At 43.0% G+C, this 22,748-nt stretch carries 14 protein-coding genes; 4 read left to right on the forward strand and 10 right to left on the reverse strand.

Features of this window, described 5'->3' with window-relative positions:
- Positions 1–38 precede the first annotated feature (38 nt).
- The 7 genes from OCW38_RS13800 to OCW38_RS13830 all read right to left on the reverse strand — a co-directional run bounded on the left by OCW38_RS13800 (position 39) and on the right by OCW38_RS13830 (position 8,286).
- Positions 39–761: a vWA domain-containing protein gene (locus OCW38_RS13800; protein ID WP_102397604.1), complete on the reverse strand. Its 723-nt coding sequence runs from the start codon at positions 759–761 to the stop codon at positions 39–41.
- Positions 762–787: 26 nt separating this feature from the next.
- Positions 788–1,990: a CRISPR-associated ring nuclease Csm6 gene (gene csm6, locus OCW38_RS13805; protein ID WP_102397605.1), complete on the reverse strand. Its 1,203-nt coding sequence runs from the start codon at positions 1,988–1,990 to the stop codon at positions 788–790.
- A 161-nt stretch (positions 1,991–2,151) separates the two neighbouring features.
- A complete protein-coding gene (locus OCW38_RS13810) occupies positions 2,152–4,323 on the reverse strand; it encodes an AAA family ATPase (RefSeq protein ID WP_261894524.1) in 2,172 nt (723 codons plus the stop codon).
- 52 nt (positions 4,324–4,375) lie between these two features.
- Positions 4,376–5,941 (reverse strand): hypothetical protein, encoded by a 1,566-nt coding sequence (locus OCW38_RS13815; protein ID WP_261894526.1) that lies wholly within the window; start codon positions 5,939–5,941, stop codon positions 4,376–4,378.
- A 478-nt stretch (positions 5,942–6,419) separates the two neighbouring features.
- Positions 6,420–7,184, reverse strand: coding sequence for a hypothetical protein (locus tag OCW38_RS13820; protein WP_261894528.1), 765 nt, complete (start codon positions 7,182–7,184; stop codon positions 6,420–6,422).
- A 58-nt stretch (positions 7,185–7,242) separates the two neighbouring features.
- Complete coding sequence (locus OCW38_RS13825; RefSeq protein ID WP_261894530.1) at positions 7,243–7,608, reverse strand: hypothetical protein; 366 nt, start codon at positions 7,606–7,608, stop codon at positions 7,243–7,245.
- A 117-nt stretch (positions 7,609–7,725) separates the two neighbouring features.
- Positions 7,726–8,286, reverse strand: coding sequence for a hypothetical protein (locus tag OCW38_RS13830; protein ID WP_241904387.1), 561 nt, complete (start codon positions 8,284–8,286; stop codon positions 7,726–7,728).
- A 493-nt stretch (positions 8,287–8,779) separates the two neighbouring features.
- Between OCW38_RS13830 and OCW38_RS13835 the strand changes: the two genes are divergently transcribed.
- Positions 8,780–12,964 carry an MSCRAMM family adhesin SdrC gene (locus OCW38_RS13835; protein WP_261894532.1) on the forward strand — a complete coding sequence of 1,395 codons (4,185 nt, stop codon included), beginning with the start codon at positions 8,780–8,782 and terminating at the stop codon, positions 12,962–12,964.
- Positions 12,965–13,597: 633 nt separating this feature from the next.
- On the opposite strand, the gene OCW38_RS13840 is transcribed toward OCW38_RS13835, so the two are convergent.
- Together OCW38_RS13840 and OCW38_RS13845 are read right to left on the reverse strand one after the other, a co-directional pair.
- Positions 13,598–13,798 carry a hypothetical protein gene (locus tag OCW38_RS13840; protein ID WP_241904388.1) on the reverse strand — a complete coding sequence of 67 codons (201 nt, stop codon included), beginning with the start codon at positions 13,796–13,798 and terminating at the stop codon, positions 13,598–13,600.
- A complete protein-coding gene (locus tag OCW38_RS13845) occupies positions 13,783–13,965 on the reverse strand; it encodes a hypothetical protein (protein ID WP_261894534.1) in 183 nt (60 codons plus the stop codon). The genes OCW38_RS13840 and OCW38_RS13845 overlap by 16 nt, the downstream gene beginning before the upstream one ends.
- 355 nt (positions 13,966–14,320) lie before the next feature.
- Here OCW38_RS13845 and OCW38_RS13850 point away from each other — a divergent pair, with 355 nt between their 5' ends.
- Positions 14,321–16,030: a putative bifunctional diguanylate cyclase/phosphodiesterase gene (locus tag OCW38_RS13850; RefSeq protein ID WP_261894536.1), complete on the forward strand. Its 1,710-nt coding sequence runs from the start codon at positions 14,321–14,323 to the stop codon at positions 16,028–16,030.
- Positions 16,031–16,377: 347 nt separating this feature from the next.
- Here OCW38_RS13850 and OCW38_RS13855 read toward each other — a convergent pair whose 3' ends face one another.
- Entirely contained in the window at positions 16,378–17,556 is a 1,179-nt protein-coding gene (locus tag OCW38_RS13855) for a hypothetical protein (protein ID WP_261894538.1), read from the reverse strand.
- A 462-nt stretch (positions 17,557–18,018) separates the two neighbouring features.
- On the opposite strand from OCW38_RS13855, the gene OCW38_RS13860 reads away from it, so the two are divergent.
- Both OCW38_RS13860 and OCW38_RS13865 read left to right on the forward strand, forming a co-directional pair.
- Positions 18,019–19,638, forward strand: coding sequence for a hypothetical protein (locus OCW38_RS13860; RefSeq protein WP_261894540.1), 1,620 nt, complete (start codon positions 18,019–18,021; stop codon positions 19,636–19,638).
- Positions 19,628–22,708: a site-specific integrase gene (locus tag OCW38_RS13865; protein ID WP_261894542.1), complete on the forward strand. Its 3,081-nt coding sequence runs from the start codon at positions 19,628–19,630 to the stop codon at positions 22,706–22,708. The genes OCW38_RS13860 and OCW38_RS13865 overlap by 11 nt, the downstream gene beginning before the upstream one ends.
- Positions 22,709–22,748: the final 40 nt, after the last annotated feature.

The following is a 22,748-nucleotide window of genomic DNA, read 5'->3' on the forward strand; positions in this document are numbered from 1 at the left end:
AATATTGGTGTGGCTGGTAGAACATCATTGATTACCGATTAAAAAATGCTGTCCTCTTCCTCAGCACTTTCAAAGGTGGTCCCACTGTGTTCAATACTTTGTTCAATTGAACTATCAGGCAGCACCAAGTTTGGGTTCTGTGACACCGTACGAGAGGTGACCGACATCGTGACAAACTGGAAGAACTCTTTAATTTTTGAAGCGTCCTCTGCTTGGAATACCGTATGTTCTGTACCTTCTATGAATTTTTTAAGCACCTTATTATCGGCTTGGGTTCCCACCGCCATTGCTAATCGATCACATTTTTTTGAACGTCCTTCATTAACCAAACTTGATAAACGTTCTTGCCAATGAGGATCGTTTGGTCCGCCATCTGAAACGAGTACTAAAGTGGGTCTATAAGCACGAGATGGAGTGACCTCTTTATCCTCAATCATAGCTTTAGTCATCGCAAACGCGCCTCCCATAGGAGTCATACCACTGGCTTCTAGTGGCGTCCATTCAACTTGATTGGCTACTGTATACGGTAAATGCAACTTCACGTCGGCACCAAAAGTGATCACTGATAATAAAATCTCAATTTCATTCGTTTGATTATCAGAAAAATCTACAACCATTTGCTCTACAGCTCGATTTAAAACATTAATTGGGGCTGTTTCATTTTCATTTGGCCCCATACTTGCGCTAACATCTAACAATAAAACAACAGGCAACGGTTTTGCTTTTGCTACCGTAAAGTCTGCAGGGTTGAATCCAGCCATAGTGCTCTCCAATTATGTGTGATTTTTTAATGTGCGAATAATTTATCGAGTTGATTAATTTGAGTGAACTCAGTATCCACTTTCTTTATAGGGATGACCTGAATCGTAAAGTCGTTATCCAACCAATACGTCGCATACCCCTCTGACTTCTCGCTCTGTATACCAATTTTATAGAAAGCTTCGGTCGGCAGAGCTTCTTTTATCTTACGATTAATTGTACTGCGGGCTTCTTGTACAATTTGCCTAGGTATGCCCTCAATTTTTAAAAATAGCGATTCATTCCATTCAAATCCCTCATCAATCGCATCGATATCTAACCCGAAAGTTTTAAGTAGTCTTTGATCATTTGTGAGGTTTCGATAAATATCTAAAAACGCTCTTGCACATTCTTTGTCGTCAAAAAACGCTCTATCAGCCAATAAACGCCTGTTGGGTTGCATACTTAACCAAAGGTAATAACCATATTCTTTCGGTGTTAGCTTAATATCGACACCATTGACCGAAAGCGTTTTTGCTTTATCGTTCATGGTCAATGTAATGCCCTTTTGGTGTAAGGCATTAATGCTCGCTACTGTTTTACTAAAAGAGGTTTGATCAATATCTTGCAGCAAATTACCATCAATTAAATGACGCATACGTACAAACGGGATCTCCGCTAAAGTCACTTCAGCATCACGAGTATTTAAACTTAATGTACGATTACCCTTTTTAACCTCAATGTAGTTATCTTGTTTGGTCGGATAAAAGAACTGGTCACAAAATTCAAACTCTTCGTTAATAAAAACATGGCTCAACATATCTTGCTCACGACCCAATAGTGACATCGCATTGCCCATGTAAAAAGACATAGATTTTCGTCCCCCCGCAATCGATGCATGAATACGGGTGTCCTGCTGCTTGGTAAAGCTAGCGATAATATTCATGATCGAATCGGCTATATAACTCTGGTCTTCTTCTCGTTTTCCATTAAATATGGGCTCACCAGAAGCGTCTTTCATCAGTAATATGTGACGCTGATCAAATTCGATATGCGGCATATTGTACTCAGTAAGCAATTTATTAAGTTGTTGATCGTCAATAAGACTTTTGACTAATTTTTGCTTGGCGTTCTCTGATGTGATGACATATATTTCTTCAGGAAATGTCTTACCTTGAGTGAACAAGGCGTACAACGTCTCTGTTAATACTTGTGGGCTAGTCCCCATGACAGAAATTAATATCTCTTTCATTAATTTGCCCTTATATATTTATTTACATGGTTATTATTGAGCATTTCAACAATAACCATAAAACTTGTATTTCAACTAAAATAATCATACCTGATATGTCGACAATGATGCGAAAAACAAACTTGTAAAAGCTCTCTTTTTATCTATTTACTAAATATAAACTACTCAATAGTAATAAGTTGCATGATGGTGTCACCTGAGTATAAACGTTGACTAACACCTATCGACAGTTCTTCGATCAAGCCTGACTGATGACACACCACGGTTTCACTGTTCCCTTCAGCATTGTCATATTCAAAAATCATATCGCCCACTTTTAACAGCTGCCCTTGATGACAGTAGATTTTACGAACGATGCCACTAGCGGCCGTCTTTGGTAACGATATTCGCTCCCTTTGACACAAGGTTTTAAACTCCGCTTGATAACCGCGCTCTTCAACCAGTGCTAACAGATCTTCCTTGTTGATGTTGCCGGTTCGATATAGCAACTCTATCTGCTCTAACTTCAGGTTAGGATGGTGCAATGCCGCTTCAAACTCTCTCCGAGTGGTTACCATCTCATTAGGGTTACTGTTCGACCAGACGCCAGATTGGGTAAAATCAAATCCCATGGTTCCTTTAAAATTCGATATCTTTGCAGTTAGTAACTCGACGGGACAATTGTGATTTTTTAATACAGACTCTCTCACCAAAAGATCGTTATCGTCAGCCAACTTGCTCAGAACTTGTGCCGAGGTAAAATGGTTTGATGCGACCTGCTTTCTGACCATAGGGTCGGTGTGTTGATATTGGTCGGCCAACTGTTGGTATTGTGCCTCTGTATAGGACGCAGGCTTAAAATTATTTTCAAGAAAAAAGGTCTTTAATTCATCCAACTGGTGCTTATTCTGTTTTCCTAAAGGGATCACTTCCTTGACTGCGTTCAGCAAATTCTGATTGGATAACAAGCAATTATCTAAAAAAGCACTTTCTAGAGCGGTATTGACCAACGTTTCAAGGTCGGAGCCACTGAAAAGTTCGGTTTGTTTTGCTACCACCTTGAGGTCAATATGGCTGATAGGCTTACCCTGTAGGTGCACCGACAAAATTTGCTCGCGCTCATAACAATTAGGGAAGTCAACATAAAAAATGTCGTCAAACCTTCCCTTTCGTAATAATTCTGAGGGCAAACTTTTAATATTATTCGCAGTGGCGATCACAAAGGTGGTGCTGGATTTCTCTTGCATCCATGTTAGTAACAAACCAAGTAATCGTGTTGTTATTTCACCGTTACCACCACTCCCACCAATACCTGAAAAAGCTTTCTCAATCTCATCGATCCACAACACGCAAGGACTGGCTTGGTCGGCTAAATTTAATGCCTCACGCATGTTTTTTTCACTTTCACCAACGTATTTCCCCATCAATCGACCTAGATCGAGTCGAAATAAAGGATACTGTAACTTTTCAGCAACCAACTTTGCTGAAAGAGACTTACCACAGCCAGGTATCCCAGCGAGCAGCACGCCCTTTGGCGCAGGCAAACCATATTTTTCTTGGTTCTCACTCCTTTCAATAACGCGACGCTTTTTATCTAACCATAAAGTGAGATTATCTAACCCTGCTAATTTTACGCTCCCCTGATTCGGCATACTGATCACCTCAAGTAAGCCGCTGTTGGTAATAATCTGTTCTTTTACCTCTTTGACCAACTTTAGGGCTCTTGCATCGAATTTTTTCTGATACTGTACTTTTATCGAGCTAAGTAGTTGCTCGATAACCTCAAGCTCCAACCCAATGCATAAAGACACAAACTGGTTTTTAACCTCGGTAGTAGTAGTACAACCATTCTGTTTAATAAACCGCTCAACTAATTGTTTTATCTGTGACTTGAATAAAGGCTTTAGTTGATACTGATGACACAAACCTTGCAATTCTTCGTATTGAAAGGTCGTTTCAGTACACAACATCACGGCACAAACGCCACGATGATGACGCTGAATACGCAATAATAATTGCTGTAATCGAGCTACTGTTGCGGGGGTTTCTGCTAATGCTTTCTGAGCATTTTTTACTACAATCAATACATTATCTAGATTGAGATCATCCAGTTCTTTCAAGCAAGTATATAATGATGGCGGATTGATATCGTACTCTTGAACACTTCGTTTATTCTTAAAATCAACCCAGCCATCACTGAGATTCCATTCTTTAATTTGGGACATTGCCAATGCATCTGCTACGTGTTGAATTAATTTATCACTACGTAGATACTCATGACTGTGTAGTTGAATCCCAGGCACACCAGATTGAATCGCGTAAATCATGGGTTGAACGATTGGATTACTTGACATAGAAGAGCCTTATCTACTTAAATTATGATACAAAATCTGCGTTACTTTCCATCTAACTAAACAGTGAACCGACAAAGCCACAAACTGAAGAGACGGAACTTCTGAGACTAGAACTCAATGAAGTAACACTGCGAGCCACCGAGCTGACTATGGCTTTTCCTGCTTGATAGATCCCCTCCCCCACAGCACTGCCAGCCATACCACCAAGCAATCCGCCAGCTACACCGCCTAGCACAGTACCTACCGGACCAAACACACTGCCTAACCCAGCCCCTACACTGGCTAGTTTTCCGCCTGTAGCTATCGCTCCAACCATGCTGACACTGGCACAACCTGCTTGGTCTACAGCTTCTTTTCCGGTCAACTCACCTTTTGAAAACTTATACAAGATTTTGCTATTTTCGATCCCCAATGTGACGCAATTGGCAATATTACCCACCGGTGTATTTTTTAACGCCTTACCAAACCAGCCGCTTTTTATCGCCACCGTCATCGCCCCCGTTATCGCCACAGCAATACCAGTCTGACCTGCAGTTCGAATAGAAGCGTAGATAAACTCTTGTAGATCCAACTCAACGTCAGGATTTTTTTTGCCTGTGAAACCATTCCAAATCCGGCGCCCTAAAATACGTCCTCCCTGAAACCCCACTGACAACAAAGCCCCGGCAGCCGCCTGTTTAGCGATATTTTTTGATAACGCTTTACCATTCAGTTGTGACCAATCATATTGTTTAGCTTCGTATTCAAGTTGCGCCTTGCGTTGCATCTCTTTGGCTTGCTCTTTTGTTAATGGCTTCGACTTTATGCCACCAACTTCGATAGTGTCGGTGCTGTTTTCTATCTGCTCAGCTTGCCCCTTTGGTACTAACTTGCGTTGACCACGATAGTCACCTTTTTTTAGTAATTGTTCTGTAGACTCAGCATCTTTGCCATATTTAGACTGATAACGCCTGACTGTCTTGCCATTACCATCTTTAATTATGATATCGACCGAGTTTTTTCCGTAGGCTTCACCCGGCTTAGGCTCTAAGACTTCAGCGTGATATTTACTACCCTGTGCGGCAGCATCAAGGTTAAAACTGTTTGTATGATGATGCTCGGCAATAAAGCCATCGAGATTATACTGTTGGTTGATCTGGCCATCATTTCGGTACAACACATTGATATTATTTTGATTAGCCCTATCCAACACAATATCAATATTGCCTGCGTACTCTTTAAAATTGTTATGTCCCGAAGCAATAGCCCCCTGTCGTAGCTTCTCATCTAACCAACTGGCTTGACTTAACCCTTTATCAAAATGTTTATCGAGATCGATACGATGATGATAATAACGACCTACCGTATCAGTGATGATATTGGCTGTTTTTTTTCTCTCCGATTCATCGCTCCATAGTTGTGGATACAATTCAAGCTCATGATCTAGCCAAACAACCGGCGACTGTTCAGTCGGTTTATTTTTGTAGGAGCGAATAAAGCTCGTTAGGGTATTACGAATGTTTAGCGCTGGCTCAGGGGTAAGTCGTAACTTGCTCGCCAACAGGTCGCTATCATTATCAGCCGACTGCTCTGCTATGAGTTTTGCAACTTCAGGGTTATCAATTCGTTTAGTCATCATTAACACTCTTTATCCGCTCATTACGTTGGGGGCCTTTTAAAACAATACTAAAGTGTTTTTCTTCTATAATGTTGATGACAAACTTGTTATGCATCAATAGTTAAACCCCTTATCCAAACCATGTTGCATAAACCATGTCAATAGCAGTGCAACGAGCCTCAATAACTGCGGATGGGCACTTTTTCTCTTTCGTTTAGTAAAAGCGCTTGGGCATAAGACAACTTCGCGAAAGCAAATTCGGTAGAAGGCTAAATTAAAAAGGAACACTTCTCGGTTTAAAAGTGCCATGGGTTAAAATTCAGACCACCAAGGCTCTTTCAGATAGATAACATCTTTTAGCAGATGATAAACGTCTTTGAGCCGTACATACCATTTGACTAAATATGACTCTAGCCTCAAAAGATTCCCCCCCCATCACCCAGTCATTAAATCGTCGTTATAGTCAGGGAGGGTTAGAACGATAAAGCCGAATGATTTATCACTCATCCCAACGTCGACGAAGTGTGCTTATTTTTGCATCGGCACGTAATGAATTCCCCTCGGGGTCGCAAAGCTTTACTGACCCTTCCGGCAGCCCAAAAACCCCTTCTATTGTTGTGCGAATCGATCCAACTCTTGCGTCTGCTCGGACCGATCGAGAGCGGGTATAAATGCCTTTAGAGTGTGATGCAACAAGGGCCTCTGGATTGACGACATCGTCGATTTCAGAATCCTTCGCTTGGGCTGTCTTTTTTAACAAATCCCCGGCTTCATAAACATTAGTCTGACTTGGGTAATGCTCAAAATCTTGTTCACCATACTGGTCACTGTCATCATCGGTCTCTGCAATACCCTCTATCGAAGAGGCGACAAACCAAGTTACATCATCTTCCTGCTGCCAAACCAAACCATCCTCTATGTGAAGCCTACGGCGTGATTGGTTTGTGAAAATAGAATCTCCGTAGCGAGCACCTATCCCAGGTATGGATTGGAATCCATTTAAAATTAACGCTAAGGCATTTGGGCTTCCAACCACACCAATAAAGATTGAGCAGCCTGAATGCCCAAAGTTAACAGACAAGGCCTGCTGTACATAAATAGTGGCGCGCAGATCCGGTGATGACTCAGCCAATGGTCGCAAAGTCTCAGTAACAATATCGATGTAGTCGTAGTACCCCTTCGGAAGGCTATCTATGTCCACTTCAATGGTGTCTACAGATTTTGGGGAATTAATGAAATGTAACTCATTAATCAATCGTTTCATGTTTAGATCTCCAAGTTCTCAATGAGGGTAATGTTCAGGTGTAGCAAAATCGGAAAGCTTAATCACTCAGATGCATATTTTCGCTCGACAAGGCGTCCATAATGAGACCCATCTGTTTCAGCATTTGGGTATCAGAATCTTCTAACCATTCATGATGTTTGGCCATCGCGTTCAGCTGTCTCTCAAGTGAAAACGATTTTCTCATCAGTTGCTCTAGCATCGGTCGGCTTTTTAATGTGATGGATGCAGAGTACGCCGTCCTTGCAAGGTGACATATATTTTGAAGATATAACTGAAGCTCAAGGATCGAGTTTTGTTCACTTAGTGATTGGGAATGTTCTTTCTTTTCATCTAACAGCCGATAAAGACTGGCCATTGGGTGAGAGAGCTTAATTGGCAGTTCAGGAAAGTCGGTCTTATTCATATTGAGTCTGTCGTCCAAGCTTTTAAAATAAGCAGAGAAAATAAAAGTAAATTGAGAGTACGATTACGGATGTGCACCGTCGTATCAGGCCCACAGCGCACCACTTACTGACGATAATTAACCGACAGCGTAAGTGGTCGCTCGATAAGTAGAAGCAATAAAACGGAATGTTCCCTTACCAACAATATGATTTAACACTCTCACATCCTGACTGGAGCTCGTCGAGCATGATAAAGCTCGATGGTACAAAGCACTAAAGGCCACCAAGCCTTCTCCCCAAGTAATTTCCCTTGTAGGGGCTATCACGGCATTACAAAATGACTTATGGTATTCGAATATTTCTTCAACACCTTTTGCAACATCGCAACTCGAAAAGCATAGACAGGTATCTTTCAAGTGTGGCCACGCTATCTCATCAAACTCTTGCCACGTAATGAAACCGTCCGTTAACGCAATACCCTCTTCAGAGCCATGCCCGCTAAAATGCACATACTTGATGTGTTTATTTGCTGCATATTTAATGGCTTTTTCAAAGTAAGCTTTATTGACCACTTCAAAATGCTTTGCTGATACCCCTTGTAACTTCAAAACCTCTTTAAGAGTCGCGCCTTCATATCTATCGTCAAAAATATCTTTTGCACTTCTTGACTCAATAATTAATATTTCATGTTTAGCCACAATCCATCGACCTAAATCATTATGTTTAACATTAACAGTATCTTAGGTCATTTTTATAGTCATGTCTTTGACATAATAAACAAGACACATACAAAGAACTTACTTTCTTCCTCGGCTCGCACTAAATCAAACCCACCTCCAGTTCCGATCTTACATTCATTTTCGAGAGATGTGCCCACACCCGCTCGCTTTGCCACGATGAGACCTATCTCATTCGATAGGCACAGAGTTCTAGATTTCAAGTCAGCCGTGATTTTAATTCCTATGACAGGATATCTAGAAATTCATTCGTATTTAGCGTTGGTTCTTTACCTAGCATAACGACTCCTCTCTAGCGCTCCCTGAGTTCCTTGTCCTATAAAACGTGGAATAACCTGCAAAAACTGAGGCTTATATTGTCGGTGAATACATCCATGGGTAATATGTTACTGGGTGAATAGGTATATTGAGATAACCTTTCTTTTAACACTCAATCAAATTAGATAAAGGAATTATGTTGAATAACAATAAAAACAAGGCAAACCTCGTCAGGGTGGCATGTTCGTTAGTTTTACTTACGGGTTGTAACGGTGAGGGTTCAGATTCGGGTTCGGACTCGAGTCCACAGGGCTTTACACCCAACGCATTGATTACTGGTTTCACAAAAATTTCGGTAGCAAACACGTACCCATCAGCAGAGCCACAGAGCATTGGCTTATTGGCTTCAGACGGCTCCGTTGGTATCAATCCGGTATGGCGGGTATTGAAATCACCTGATGGGGCTAAATACACGATCACCTCAAACAAAACAGAGGCAACCGGCTTTATAACCGATACTGCAGGTGAATACCTGATCGAACTATCAGTTAGTAATGAACAAGGGCAAACGAGCACGAGTACACACCTAATCGAGGTTGTTGAAGACAGCGATGGTGACGGCATTTTGGACTTAGCAGATACTGACCCGGATGGAGATGGCTACACAGGCAGTGACGACCTTTTTCCGAACGATAAAGCTTCACATGCCGACAGTGATGGCGACGGTATTAGTAACTACCATCAATCGGATGAAGACGCTGATGGAGTTTTAGACCTTCATGATCAGTACCCCTTTGACTCGACCAAGAGCCAATTCCCTTCTTATGTTGAAACTGAAACGTCCAATGAAAACAATGGTATTGCTGTCGCTGAGACCGTCACGGAGTTTCCAGTTACGATCAAAGGCCAGCTAAACTCAGCATCAAACTATGATCAGGATTACTATGAGTTAACTCTACCAGCAGGCGCTTTATCTTTTAGCTTCACCGTTAGTAATAGTGAGTTCTCTGGTAGCCTGTTACTCCTTGACAGCGACGGAAATCCTATTTCCTACACCACCCGCAGTGTCACTGATACTCAAAAGTTCTTGAACGCCGTTATCTCTGAAAGCGGTAATTACTACCTGGCTATCACACAACCTCAAACAGACTCTGATATTAATTATGTTCTGACGGGCTTTTTAGACTCTGATCATGATGGGGTTTCAGATGAAATTGAGATCGCAATCGACAGCAACCCGAGTACTCAAGACTCTGATTCTGATCTTGTTAGTGACTATCTAGAAATCTATGGTCACAGTTTATCTAACGTTGATATAGATGGTGACTTAATTCCAAGTTGGTGGGACACAGAATCAGATGGGGATCTGATCTCTGACACGAGAGAGATGCAAAACACAGTTCCTGATGTTGACGGTGATGGTAACATTAACAGCCTTGATCTAGATTCTGATGGCAACGGTATAGAAGATATTGTTGAGCATGGTTTTGACTTCCGCTCTCCTGACAACTCTGACTCAGACAGCGAACCTGATTACCTCGACCTCGATAATGATAATGACAACTTATTAGACACCGTTGATGCAGCACCAAACATTGCCATTGACCCCTTAGAGGCAGAAGATCCCGTCTCGGTTAAATCAATTCATGTAAATGAAGTGCCAGTCTTTGAGTGTCGTGTTGGCCAAGAGCTCACCCTCTCGGTATCTGATCCTAGCGCTTTGAGTCAAGAGGCAAAAGTTATCGTTAAACAGTCCGGTGACACTGTACAAAAAGTCATCCCTCACACACTAACAGACAATAAATACGTATTTAATTGTGAAGACGGTCCCATTGGTTCTTCTGTAAACTTGTTCGTAAGCGATGGGGCTGTTGCGACAACTGAATATGCCATGACCTTCATTCCTGAAGATGCGCTGTACGTTTCATCAGTTACATTACCTTCTTATGGTTCTCGCATCACTCTAAATGGTTACAATCTAAATCAGAACTTCACATTAAAATGGGATGGTGGATACCTTGACGTAGATAACGCATACAGTTACAACAACACCTCCGTGTCATTTTATCTACCAGATACCTTCGAAAAGGGTTATGCATACTTAGAACATATCGGAAGTAAAACCGAACCTTTCTATATTGGGTACGAAGCTGAAAATACTGCCTATGTTCAGGTTGAACAAGCCACGGGGTTAGACCGAAGCAAACTTTATTTGGATTCAGCTGACGATGACGAAACCCTAATTTCAACAGGCACCACAAGTATTGCCGTATCTGATGTAGTCGGTGATCTTGTCACCTTACTACACGTTGATGACACGGAGACACCAATTCCTGTTGGCTATTTACCGACAATCCCTAACGTAGACGATTATACGCTGAATAGTAAAACGACAGCACTTGGTTTGTTGTGGTTCACGATGGATCTTGATTGGACAAAAGAAGCCAACGCTTCAATAACTCTTACAAACTTACTCACCCTGCCAGAAATTGAGGCGCTTGGAACTCATACCTACCAGGCTATAAGTTCTGATATTAACTACTTAACCACCTTAGACCTATACGAAACTAAGGTTTATACCGATGCGATTGCGGCAATCAACAACTACTTTCAATCAAAAAGTGTACAGTCTTACTCTTCAACATCAGTCACGGTTGTGCCAGATGGCGAATTGGATGGTATGAGTGTTTCTTTTTCAGGTGGCGATCTAATTGTAGCCAATGACACTAAGCTATTTACTGCATTCGAATACTATGATTCCAACGAAAAAATAGTGCCGGGATGTACATACGGAGATAACTTCTTTAGCCAAAACTTCGTCGGTCCACAAAGTAGCTTCTGGTATGTGTCAGGAAAAGGGAAGTGTTACGACCTTGAAAACTATCAATCCGGTAAGGTTCGAATTCTGACCCCTGGTAGCGATGTAGAGTATGATTCGAAGATCGGTGTGAGTCAGTTAAGTCCAAAGCTCGACAAGATTCATGCGATTCTGTTTTATCGTTCACTACTCGAATCGATGGCATTACCGATAGTAAACTGGGGGCTCGATCAAGCGGAACTTCCCAAACTAAAAGGCCAAGAACTGACAACCATCTTAAGTGAAGTCCAATGGTTCGCTACAGAAGTCGCGTCATTTACAACTGGTGGTGGTAGTAAAGATGCCACGGTAGATAGTTTCATCGCCAAGTTGAAGGGTGACATTACTAGTAATGGCCCATTTACTAAAGCCGTCGCTCAGTATATTGCTAAGAAGTACGGGATTGATGCCGCTGCCAAGGCGCTGTCTCGCTCCGCTTTCAAAGCCGTTCCAATTATTGGTAATGCGTATGCGATATATAAAACAGGGGTTGGTACCGCGACCATGTTTGGGGAGATAGGAAATTACGCTTACGATCTTCATAACAATGATCTTCTCATTGATTTCAATGTCCTAGCTCCAATTTCAGTAGAGAGCGCGACCCCTTCCTCATTAACTCAACCTGACGCACCAGTAAGGATTATCATTAACGGTATGGGGTTAGGTTCTTATGATCCGGGTATATTCAGCAGTGAGATGAAGCCAACAATCATTCTAGAGGATGCAACCACGAATAAACAATTAACGTTATCGCCGTATCATATTGAAAGTGACGGCACGGAACTTTGGGTTATGGTTGATAATAACTTTTTAGTCGAAGGGCATGCCTACAACATTGAAGTGCAGGCCGCTGATACCGCTGCGGGTAGTAGCCGATTAGAGAGCGCGATTGAAATTGTTGATGACCAAGTACAACTTGATTATCTTGAACGTGTTGCAGGCAGCCTTTCCAATGAATACATCATTCATGGTACGGGGTTCAGCCATGTCCAGTTAGAAAACGAAGTCCTATTGGATAACGAAACGAAACTGGCGATATCAAGTTCTTCTGAAAACCGCTTGATGGTGCGACTACCTGTCACCTTAGCTTCAGGTGTTCATACAATAAAAGCGAAGTTAAAAGAGGACCCAGAGTGGTCTAATGAGCTTCAAGTGACCATCGCTCAGAATAATATTCAGATTACGGTGTGTGACAACGGTTCGGCAAAGGATGATAACTTTGCTCTAGACGTTAACAACCAACGAGTTGGGCAGACGCAGACTACGAAATCGAAATATTGTTTTACATTCCCAATCACGCTAAGTGTAGGTCAACACACTGCCTCTTTATCGGGGCTAGATGCTCCTGATGGAGTAGGGACCTATTCAATAACGTTTAACGGAGCCAGCTCGGTTTCAGGTGATTCATTATCAGGTTCAGACCTAGAGCCTAATACGCCACCGAAGGAGTACGGATTTACCGTAACGAGTACACAGCAAAACAGCGTAGCAGTCATGAGCGCTAAGACTGTAACAGAAAACTAAAAACTCAGGGCCCCATTTCCGGATGGGGCCATCATTAATACCTTAGGAATACAGTCTGAAATGAGCGTGATAAGTAAAATTCAAGACGTTATTAGCTTTCTATTTTTTGGCAAATTTATAGATGAGAACAAGCTTAATGCCTTCGAAAAAACAGGGAATAGGTTAATCCATATTTTGGCCTTTTCTTGGGCTATATTCATACACGAAATATACGAGCCTAAGGTGCTCGTTACCGGCATGAGCGGGCGAAATACGGGAAATGACCTAATGACGGTGATTACTTGCTTATTCCTTACTGTCACTTTGGTGATGATTAGCGATGTCCGAAGTAAAGATAGAAAAATGAATAACAACGGAACACTGAAGTACTATGTCAGATCCGTTGCTCTTATCATTTGTTACAGCACTCTTTTTTACTGGCTTTTCTTTACATATAACTTAATAAATTACGGAGTTGTACATTTCAGTCCTTTCGATGTTATCCGGATACACCCTTGATGCCCTTCTAAATCCAACGGGAAGTGCGAGATTAGTGACATTTCAGACTTAAAAACGAACAGGCTTAGTTAAAGACAGAGATTGATCAAAGCCTCACTGGTTAATCGTATAGCCCAGACCACTCGTTTTGATCTCTTAGGATTGGGCGAGGAGCGCTTGTGACTCGTTTTTAAAATGATCGCGATACTCTCTTAACCCTTTCTGGCGTGCTTTATTGCCCCCACCAAAACGTTTCCATATCAAACTTTTGAGATCGTTACCCTGCTGGAGTTCTTGGTATCCCCTGTTTAATTGCCCAATTTTTTTGGTCAGCATCATCGTTAAGCGTTCGAGCATATCTCATCCATCACTATCTCATGATCAGGAAGGTGCTGCTGAGCCAACATAAACAAGGCGACTACACCTTTGTCTTTCTTCACTTGTGACAGTTGCTGCATGAGCGCGCTTTTCTCAGAATTCTTCTCTTCGTCCGTTTCTTTATCTGGATGTAACTGTTTGGCCAACTGGCGATACAACCTGGTTATCTGCTTATCACTGTAAAACGCATCGCTCGCTTGATGATGTAACGGATCGAAGTGATTGTCGTCATCGGCTTGGGAGAAAAAGTTTTGTCTCCCCTGTCGATGTCGTCCTCTGCTGCGTGTTCTTCATGCAAGCCCATCTTTACCCAAGCAATGTGGTTTCAACTCAGAGCCTCATCACAACTTACAGACCTCCCTCTGACTATCCTCCCCCATCTCCATTGGAATATTATATAATTATATGAGCACCAAATTTCATAACACCACTTAATATTTGACGGTTCAGCTTGTCGAGGACAGCACGAGATCTCCATTCTAAAAATAAGGTTAGTGATACATGAAACCTACTAAGCCAAATCATAACTCTGATGAACACCATTTTATTCAGTTGCTGGATACGTTGCCTAAAGTATCCGTTCAAGGTTATGACGTTCACCGACGTGTGATCTACTGGAATAAGGCCAGTACGGTAATCTATGGGTATGACCGGAGTGAAGCCCTTGGCCATCGACTTGAAGACCTCATCATCCCAGATGAAATGCGAGATGAAGTCATACAGCACCATCAAACCTGGATAAAACAAGGGATACCTATTCCATCATCTGAGCTCATGCTTCGTCACAAAGCGGGGCACCTCGTACCCGTATTTTCTGCGCACGTAATGTTAAAGCAACATACCAACTCTCCGGAAATGTTTTGTGTAGATATTGATTTATCCGAACAATATGCTGCTCGCAAGGAATTAAAAGTTCTTGCCGTTACCGATCCGCTGACCTCCCTCCCAAACCGACGAGGTTTAGAGAGAGAGTTGGACATTAGGATCGCTCAAGCTCATTCCTTAAACCAATCCTTTGCCGTGTTGTTTATCGACTTGGATAATTTTAAAGATATCAATGATACCTTTGGTCATGTTTGGGGGGATCGCTTATTGCTTTCCGTAGCCAAGAGACTCAAAACAACCATCAGAAAAGAGGACTTTCTGGCACGTTTTGCCGGAGACGAATTTATCTTGTTCATTCACAGCATCGAATGTACGGACGACGTCCACATCTTTGCAAATAAAGCAGTTCGAGCGTTTAGTCGAAGCTTTGCCCTCTACGATGAGCATGTATTTCTCACAGCTAGCGTTGGCATCAGTGTCTATCCGCGCGACGGCGGCAACAAAGAGACTCTGCTTAAACATGCCGATATCGCGATGTATCAAGCGAAGAAAGCGGGACGCAACCGTTACGAGTTCTATACCTCGTCCCTCAGCCAAGCGTTGCAACAACAATGGACCCTTTCATCACAACTCCGCGACTCTTTACTTAGTGATGAGTTTAAGCTGGTTTACCAACCCCAGTTCGACTTTCAAACTGGACAGTTGATCTCTTGCGAAGCTCTCCTCAGATGGGCGCCCTCAGAATCTAATAGAGCGGTGTCACCCGACATTTTCATCCCGATTGCGGAGCGTTCCGACCTGATCCTTCTCATTGGAGAATGGGTACTCAAACACGCATGCATTCAAGCTAAAAAATGGAAAAAAGCAGGCGTAAACATCCGGATTGACATCAATGTGTCTGGCAAACAGTTAGAGCATATCCACTTTTTAAATCAACTAGAGGCTTACAGAGATAAATATGGTTTGGCTGCATCTGATCTGGGTATTGAATTGACGGAACACACTTTGATTGAATCACCAGACTGGTTAATCGAGACACTGAATACCCAAAAGGAACAGGGTATGAACATCGCTCTTGATGACTTCGGCACTGGCTATTCTTCGTTAAGTTATTTAAAGAACTTCCCAATCACCCACTTAAAAATCGACCGCTCCTTCATCACCCTTGCTCCTGAACACGATCTAGATGCCGCCCTGGTTCAAGCAATGGTCAATATTGGTCATCAATTGAATCTGACGATTGTCGCCGAAGGCGTCGAAACCCCGTCGCAAAGCCAATTTTGTCAAGCTCTGAACATTGATGTGGTACAAGGTTACTTATACGCTAAACCTATGCCTGCAGAGCAAATCCTAGCTTACACTACCCAGGCAATACGGCTTCGATAGCGGTTAATTTTTTTGTTAACCTGCATCAAAGTGTAACTATTCACCCGCGAGTTCTTGACGTCGATTTATGCTAAGCATACTGGCACCTGTTAATCCTCTTTAAACATATGGTGCTCGACGATTTTACGCTGCCACTTATAAACTGAGATTTGCTGAAGCTTGGCGGTTTCTATCAGTGAAAACATGCGCTCACGGAACAGATCTCGTCGATATGAGTGAGTCACGTAACAGCACTTTTTCAAATATATAATTACGCAGGACTCACTCTCCTCGATTGCAATGACATACCATAATAGGTGAGCCCAACATTTCTAACACTGTCATTTACTCATCCATTTCAAACACAATCAGGCAAACAACTCAGACGGATCCATGTTAAAAAACGGATTGTCAAAATAAGACGCCCCCACTCTTTTCTTTAAACGCTCCTGCATTTGTTTCACCGTTTTGATCTCTTGGGATTGGGCGAGGAGCTCTTGTGACTCTTTTTTTAAATGCTCGCGATACTCTCTTAACCCTTTCTGACGGGATGCTTTATTCCCTCCACCAAACCGTTGCCAAATGATATTTTTGATGTCACCACCATGCTTGAGATCTTGATAATCTAGATTTAATTGCTCAATTTTTTCCGTCAGCGTCATCTTCAAGCGTTCAAGCATATCTTCATCCATCACCATCTCATGATCAGGAAGATGCTGCTGAGCCAACATAAACAAGGCCACCACATCTTTGTCTTTCTTTGCTTGTGACAGTTGCTGCATAAGCGCGCTTTTCTCTGACTTCCTCTCTTCGTCCGTTTCTTTATCTGGGTGTAATTGTTTGGCTAACTGGCGATACAGCTTGGTTATTTGTTTATCACTGTAAAGCGCATCGCTCGCTTGATGATGTGACGGCTCGAAGTGATTGTCGTCATTGGCTTGAGAGAAAAAGTCTTCGCCTCCCCAGTCAATGTCGTCTTCTGCTGCGTGTTCTTCTTGGCTTTTTTCAGCCATCACGCTTTGCAGGTAATCGTGAAATTTCTGAGGATCCTTCACCATCGCCATTAATTCGTCATCACTGATATCAAGCTCATAGCCCAGCATCATAAACATCTCTTCGCGAAAGGCCTCAATTTGGTCCTCCGTCATCACGTCTACATCGGCTTTATTTGATGGCAGTGCCAAAAGGGCTTGGTTGAACGATTCACGTAACGCTATCGAATCCACAGGGTTAAAGGGATTAGATTCTAAAATGGTTAACTCTTCTTGTATCCAGTCGTACAAGGCTTCACGCTGTGGCCCTTTAATCGTTTTGCGCGGGATAAAAGAAATTAAGCGATGGATCCATTTCTCTGTTGCTCGGCACACTGCGCGTTCTTGCTTTTCAGTCGACGCTTTGAAGTCATGATAAAAATCATCCAATTTGGCTTGATAACGCTCAATGCGACGCTGTTTTTTCTCGACGTCCTCCCATAACTGATTAAGTTTATTCTTCTGTTTCGGAGAAGATGGAGTTGTCGTTAGAAAGGAAAGAGGAGCCGTTGTCATAATGCACAAGTCGTTGAGATTGATACTAGTAGCATACCGAAAACTCATAGGTTGAAAAAGCCCGAGGTAAGGTTTTGATGATGTTTATCCGGTTATTAGGCTGTGTCACCTTAAAAGCCGGTAGCATTATTGCATGTTGTGAAAAGATGCTAGATAACGCCCCACTCTCTGTAGTGGATGTGATTCTCTTCGATATAAACTTTAGTCAAGTCACTGTAATGGCTTGAGACGCTTCATCTTAGATCGGGCGTGTGTTGACTGGTTATGCCATATTGTCTATGTCACCCGGCAGGCCGATGCTACGTGACTCACTTTTTCTGGATGTCAGCTCACATTTACCGCACAAACAATGGTGACCTCCTTTCTTTTCTCTTGACCTCACAAATCACTCTTGATTTTATTATAAATATCAGTTTATTAATTGAACAACACTTCACTCTAAGATCAATCAGAGGGGACGCTTTGGGTTATATTGCGAACGAAAAAAGAAAAAATCGAAACAAACAAAGTGGCGCCCCTTACCCTGAAGCCAAGCTCTCAGTCACTTCCCTTGCCCGAATTTTCAAAAATTTAAATCGCAGCCAACTCCCGTTCAAAAAACGAGAAAAATTCTTTTTTGTGTTCATTTATCTATGGCTCACGGGCGAATTGGCCTCGTTAAGAAAACAAGACAATAGTGCTAGAATTTCAGACTACTCACTGCCCGATCTTTTCCGCCAACAGGCTTACAAAGCGTGTCAAAAAAATGCGTTTCGAACCGTCATGTACGAATCCACTTCTTGGGTTGAATACGCCGTCGCCTACCCAGTCGAAGACCGCATCGTCTATTTATGGCAACCGGTCCCCTCTCGTCTCAATCCCTTTTTTCAGCGGTTTATTTCCTCGCGCGGCTACGAACGGCCTTTTTTAAGCTCAGAGGAAAAAAGCGAACTCAAAACAATGATTGAGAAACGTTGGAAACAAGATGGATTGGATGAGTTAGAGCTGTCCGTGGGCCGAAAAGATAACCTCATTAACTATTTCAATATCTGCATTCAAAATGATAATCGCCTCTCCGCACTGCCTCGATATGTGCTTACTCATCAGCATCATCGAGTTCATCACGACCATGCTCGGTATTACCAACAAGAATCCAGTGACCGAATACGCGCAAAAATATTTCGAGCGCATGAACGCTATCTTGAACGCTTAATGTTTGAGATCCGAGCATTAAATCTTAAAGAGAAATTCACCGTAGAGAGACGCACAAAAAACAGCAAGGGGATAGAACACACCTACTTAGTGGATACCACCTTAAAACAAAAAAAACCTAAGGTATTTAAAGCCCATAGCATTGAACAACTTCACTATCACGACGGCGAATCCAGGCCAAGTTCGGCGCACCCCCCCCTATTGGTCGGCAGCCGGCGTAACGTAGATGTGGTGACTTTAGCGAGCTTTTTTCGCCAACTGGAGAGTGATATCCATTCACACGCCATACTGATTGAGGAAGACAACTCTCTCGAGGCGCTCATCTCCTATTACAACTTATGCACCTATCACCTCACATTATGCTTTTTGATCTGTACTGGTGTACGCCCTACCCATCATATCAGTATTGAGTCTCGGCGTTACTTTCCAGGGAAAAAAGCGAGTGTGTACGATAAGGGGCATTATCGTGAAATCTTCATCAATGAGTACCTTTCTGAGCAAATTCATCAATATCAGCGATTACAACAGAGGATCATGTCGCGTTTACCCGCGCAGGTTTTCCAGTTAGAGAAAGACGTATTATGGTACCTGATCGATGACAATCAAACAGCGCAAACGGTCTCTGCCAGTCTCTTGGAGCAGTTTTTAGAACAACGAGGGGCGACCTTTGTGGCCTACTCGATACGACATACTTTTGCTCAATTTGCACTCGAATATGTTACCCCCTCTTCTTTGAGTAACGCTCAAATCGATAGACTGATGGGGCACGCGAACATGGGTGAAAATATCGGCAATGACCATATCTTCCCCCTGCATCGTCAACAGCTCGTTCAACACGTCAATCGCATTGCCTCGAACTTTAACTTACAAAAGGTGTGCTATGTCAGATAACTCAGCGCGCAGCGCGCCTTCAACCAGCCATAAAGACGATAAAGCTGCCATCCAAGCTTCAGCTTCGCTCTTGCATGCGCTCTCTATCCAGCACATTGTGCATTACACGCAGCAAAACCATGCATTAACGCCATCAGAAGACGCTATAGAGTGGGTGTTGCACCGTTGGCCAAACACTCAAGAAGCCCGCCGTCAAGTCACGGAAAACACGTTAAGTGACATCAGACAACAATGGACACACCAACCGGCAAGACTCAAATCGAATTACCAAAACGCATTGACCGCCATCTTACTGTACCTGCACCATGCGCTTGGGTGGGAAATACCGAAAACAGAAGAAAAAAAACTGGTCGACCACGACGCCAAACTCTTTGAAAACATCACGTCTCATGCGCATGCGGCCCATCGCCTTCTTCAAGGGTACAACACGTTTTTAGAGACTTTTTATCAAAAGAGAACTCCGCTTAGTCAAGAGCAGGTCGCGTTAATCGTCGCGCTAGAAGTGGCCCCTTTGCCCATCGACTATCTCCATCACATACTGACTTCGCCAGATTGTATTGAAATCGTAGATAACCGTCTTTATCTACGCCTGATACATATCCAAGGCCGCCAAAGCAAAGGCCGGCCTGATAAAGAAGCCGATGACGCGTCGTTTACTCGCTACCACTTACCGCTCTCGGTTTATCGCGCCTTAACCACCTTTTATGAACAAAAGGCGGCCACGCTTTCTCATGCCTCAACGGGGCTCAATCCGTTCAGAGACCGGCTTTATGCCTTCACTGTGCAACTGCTCACAGGTGCTGAGACATCTTCTAGAATGGGAGCATCCCCCCATCTTTGTTCCAAGAGACAATTGCATTTTCTCTTTCAAGCCGTCTGGTATTACCGCGACGATGTGGTGCCCACGCTCTTAAAAGACATCGCTTACCCGACCAGACATGTGGCCTATGAGCTACAAAGCCCTTACATTCCCAATCAAAAAAAACAGATCGATGATATTTATACACAAACTTGGGATGACAAGTGGTATGAAAAAATCGAGACAGGCAAAAAAGAACAGTGGCCTCACCAGGCGCTATTAAATGATTTTAAGAGAAACGGAACCAAGCCAACAAACTACGAAGTGACGAAATGGCAAGCACACAATGTCTTGCCTCAACTTGCTGCCCTGTTTGTGAAAAATCTTATTTTATTCGGAGGTAAGCGAGTTAAAAATCTCGGCGACAGTACGCTGACTCAATATTCAGGATTAAAGAAGATACTCGATCCGTTCCCATTAAGCTTTGAGTCGAGTCAAAGCCATGATGCACTCATGGCTTGGGCACACTGCACGTATGCCAAGCTCACCACTCCCAGTTCACAACAAAAACTCCGTCGTTTTTTTGAATTTTTAACGACGCAAGATTTAACTGACCACATCAATTTAAACGAACTGCACAACCCCACAGTTCCCATCAATGTGGACGCCAATTTCATCTCTATTGACGCGTTACACCAGATTGTTCATGCCTTAGTCAGCAATACAAAAGGGCATTTCTTGCAGCGCTTATTCAGCGCATCGGCGGTCATTCTTGCGTATTTTGGCAAACTCAGACGCGGTGAGATAATACGACTGAGAATTAAAGATATTTGGCCCGGCAGAAAAGCCATCACGAACAAAGATAAAGATAATAATCAATATTTTACGCTGCATATAACCCAGACAAAGGAAGGTAAAACGAAGAGCAGACAATCACGATGGGTGCACGTATACCTTCCCCCTGAGTTTGCCACGCTCATTCGTATGTGCATCAAACTCAAACCAAAATTGTCCGCTCGCGCGGGCATGACCAGTCGCTCCCCACAGATGCCACTTATTGGTTTCGAAAATGAAAGCACGACATCAAGACAGCTGCATTACTTATTACCCGCCACCAAAGCGATTAAAGCGATTTGTGGTGAAGATGCCCGCTTTCATCATTTAAGGCATTCGGGCGCCTTTGTTTCTCTTCTACAAAGCCTGCATTTCATCAGCTATGCCGTTGATGTCGATATGGGATTACCGCCCAAACTGCATGCTTTGATGACCCAAGAGGTATTGAAAGCACAATTTCAACATTGGTTAGAACAGCAAGACACGCTTAGCCTTAATGATAATGTGTTGTTTGAAGAGCTCATTCGAGAAATCGGGCACAAACACTACGCCACAACACGTAAGCACTATGTCCATGGCATTGATTGGCTCTACCCGTTTTATCGCAAAGCCGGCAATCCAAAAAAAAGCAAACACTACACTCGAGCAGAGCTTTGCTGGCTTTTGGGATTGAAGAAAGGCTCGAACGATCTCTCTCGACGCATCGCGAAGTTAGACGCGCAATACGCGCAGCTTTCAACAGAAGAAAAGAAACATTACCCATTGTTATTCTCCGAAGAGGCCCTTCGCAACCACTTGTTCCCACCAAAGCTCAAGGGTCAACCCAACACCGTAGCAACATTGCACTTAACTACGCTGCTTACGGAGCTATCCGATAAAACGTTACGTGCAAATCAACCGGGTTGTCACTCTTTTCCGAGTATTCAACACAGTTTACTCAAGACGCTTTTTTGCCAGCAGTACAATCACAATGAAGACCGCTTCCTCATTTCAGACATCAGCACCATTTGGTCTTACTCCAACAAGCATAAGCCTGAGGTTTCACGCAAAAAATGGGAGAAAGCCATAGGTAAAGTGAAACATATGGAGATGATTGACGGTGATGGAGAACCGCATATTTTAATCAAAATGTCGACAAACCAAAAGGATGGCACCCTTTTTCGAGAGGCCTTTAAAGTACCCGAGCTTCAGTTTTTTCACTCGACCTTTAACCTTATGGTGAATGAAAAGACAGACCCGACGCGACAAAAGAAAAATATCCATGAACGCTTTGCCGATGAAAAAGACACGATCCTTATCACGAAGAAAGACCAAGGAAGTACAACGCTTCATATCACACTCTCCCCTCGAGAGGGCATCACACTGGCACCGCAAACGGTGCATTATATCTATGAGTATCTGGCCTATTTTCAGACTCACGCACAGCAAGCATCATGAATGACATAAAGAAACCAAACGCCGCACAGTGTCAATGACG

This window comes from Vibrio cyclitrophicus, from assembly GCF_024347435.1.
Classification (GTDB): domain Bacteria; phylum Pseudomonadota; class Gammaproteobacteria; order Enterobacterales; family Vibrionaceae; genus Vibrio; species Vibrio cyclitrophicus.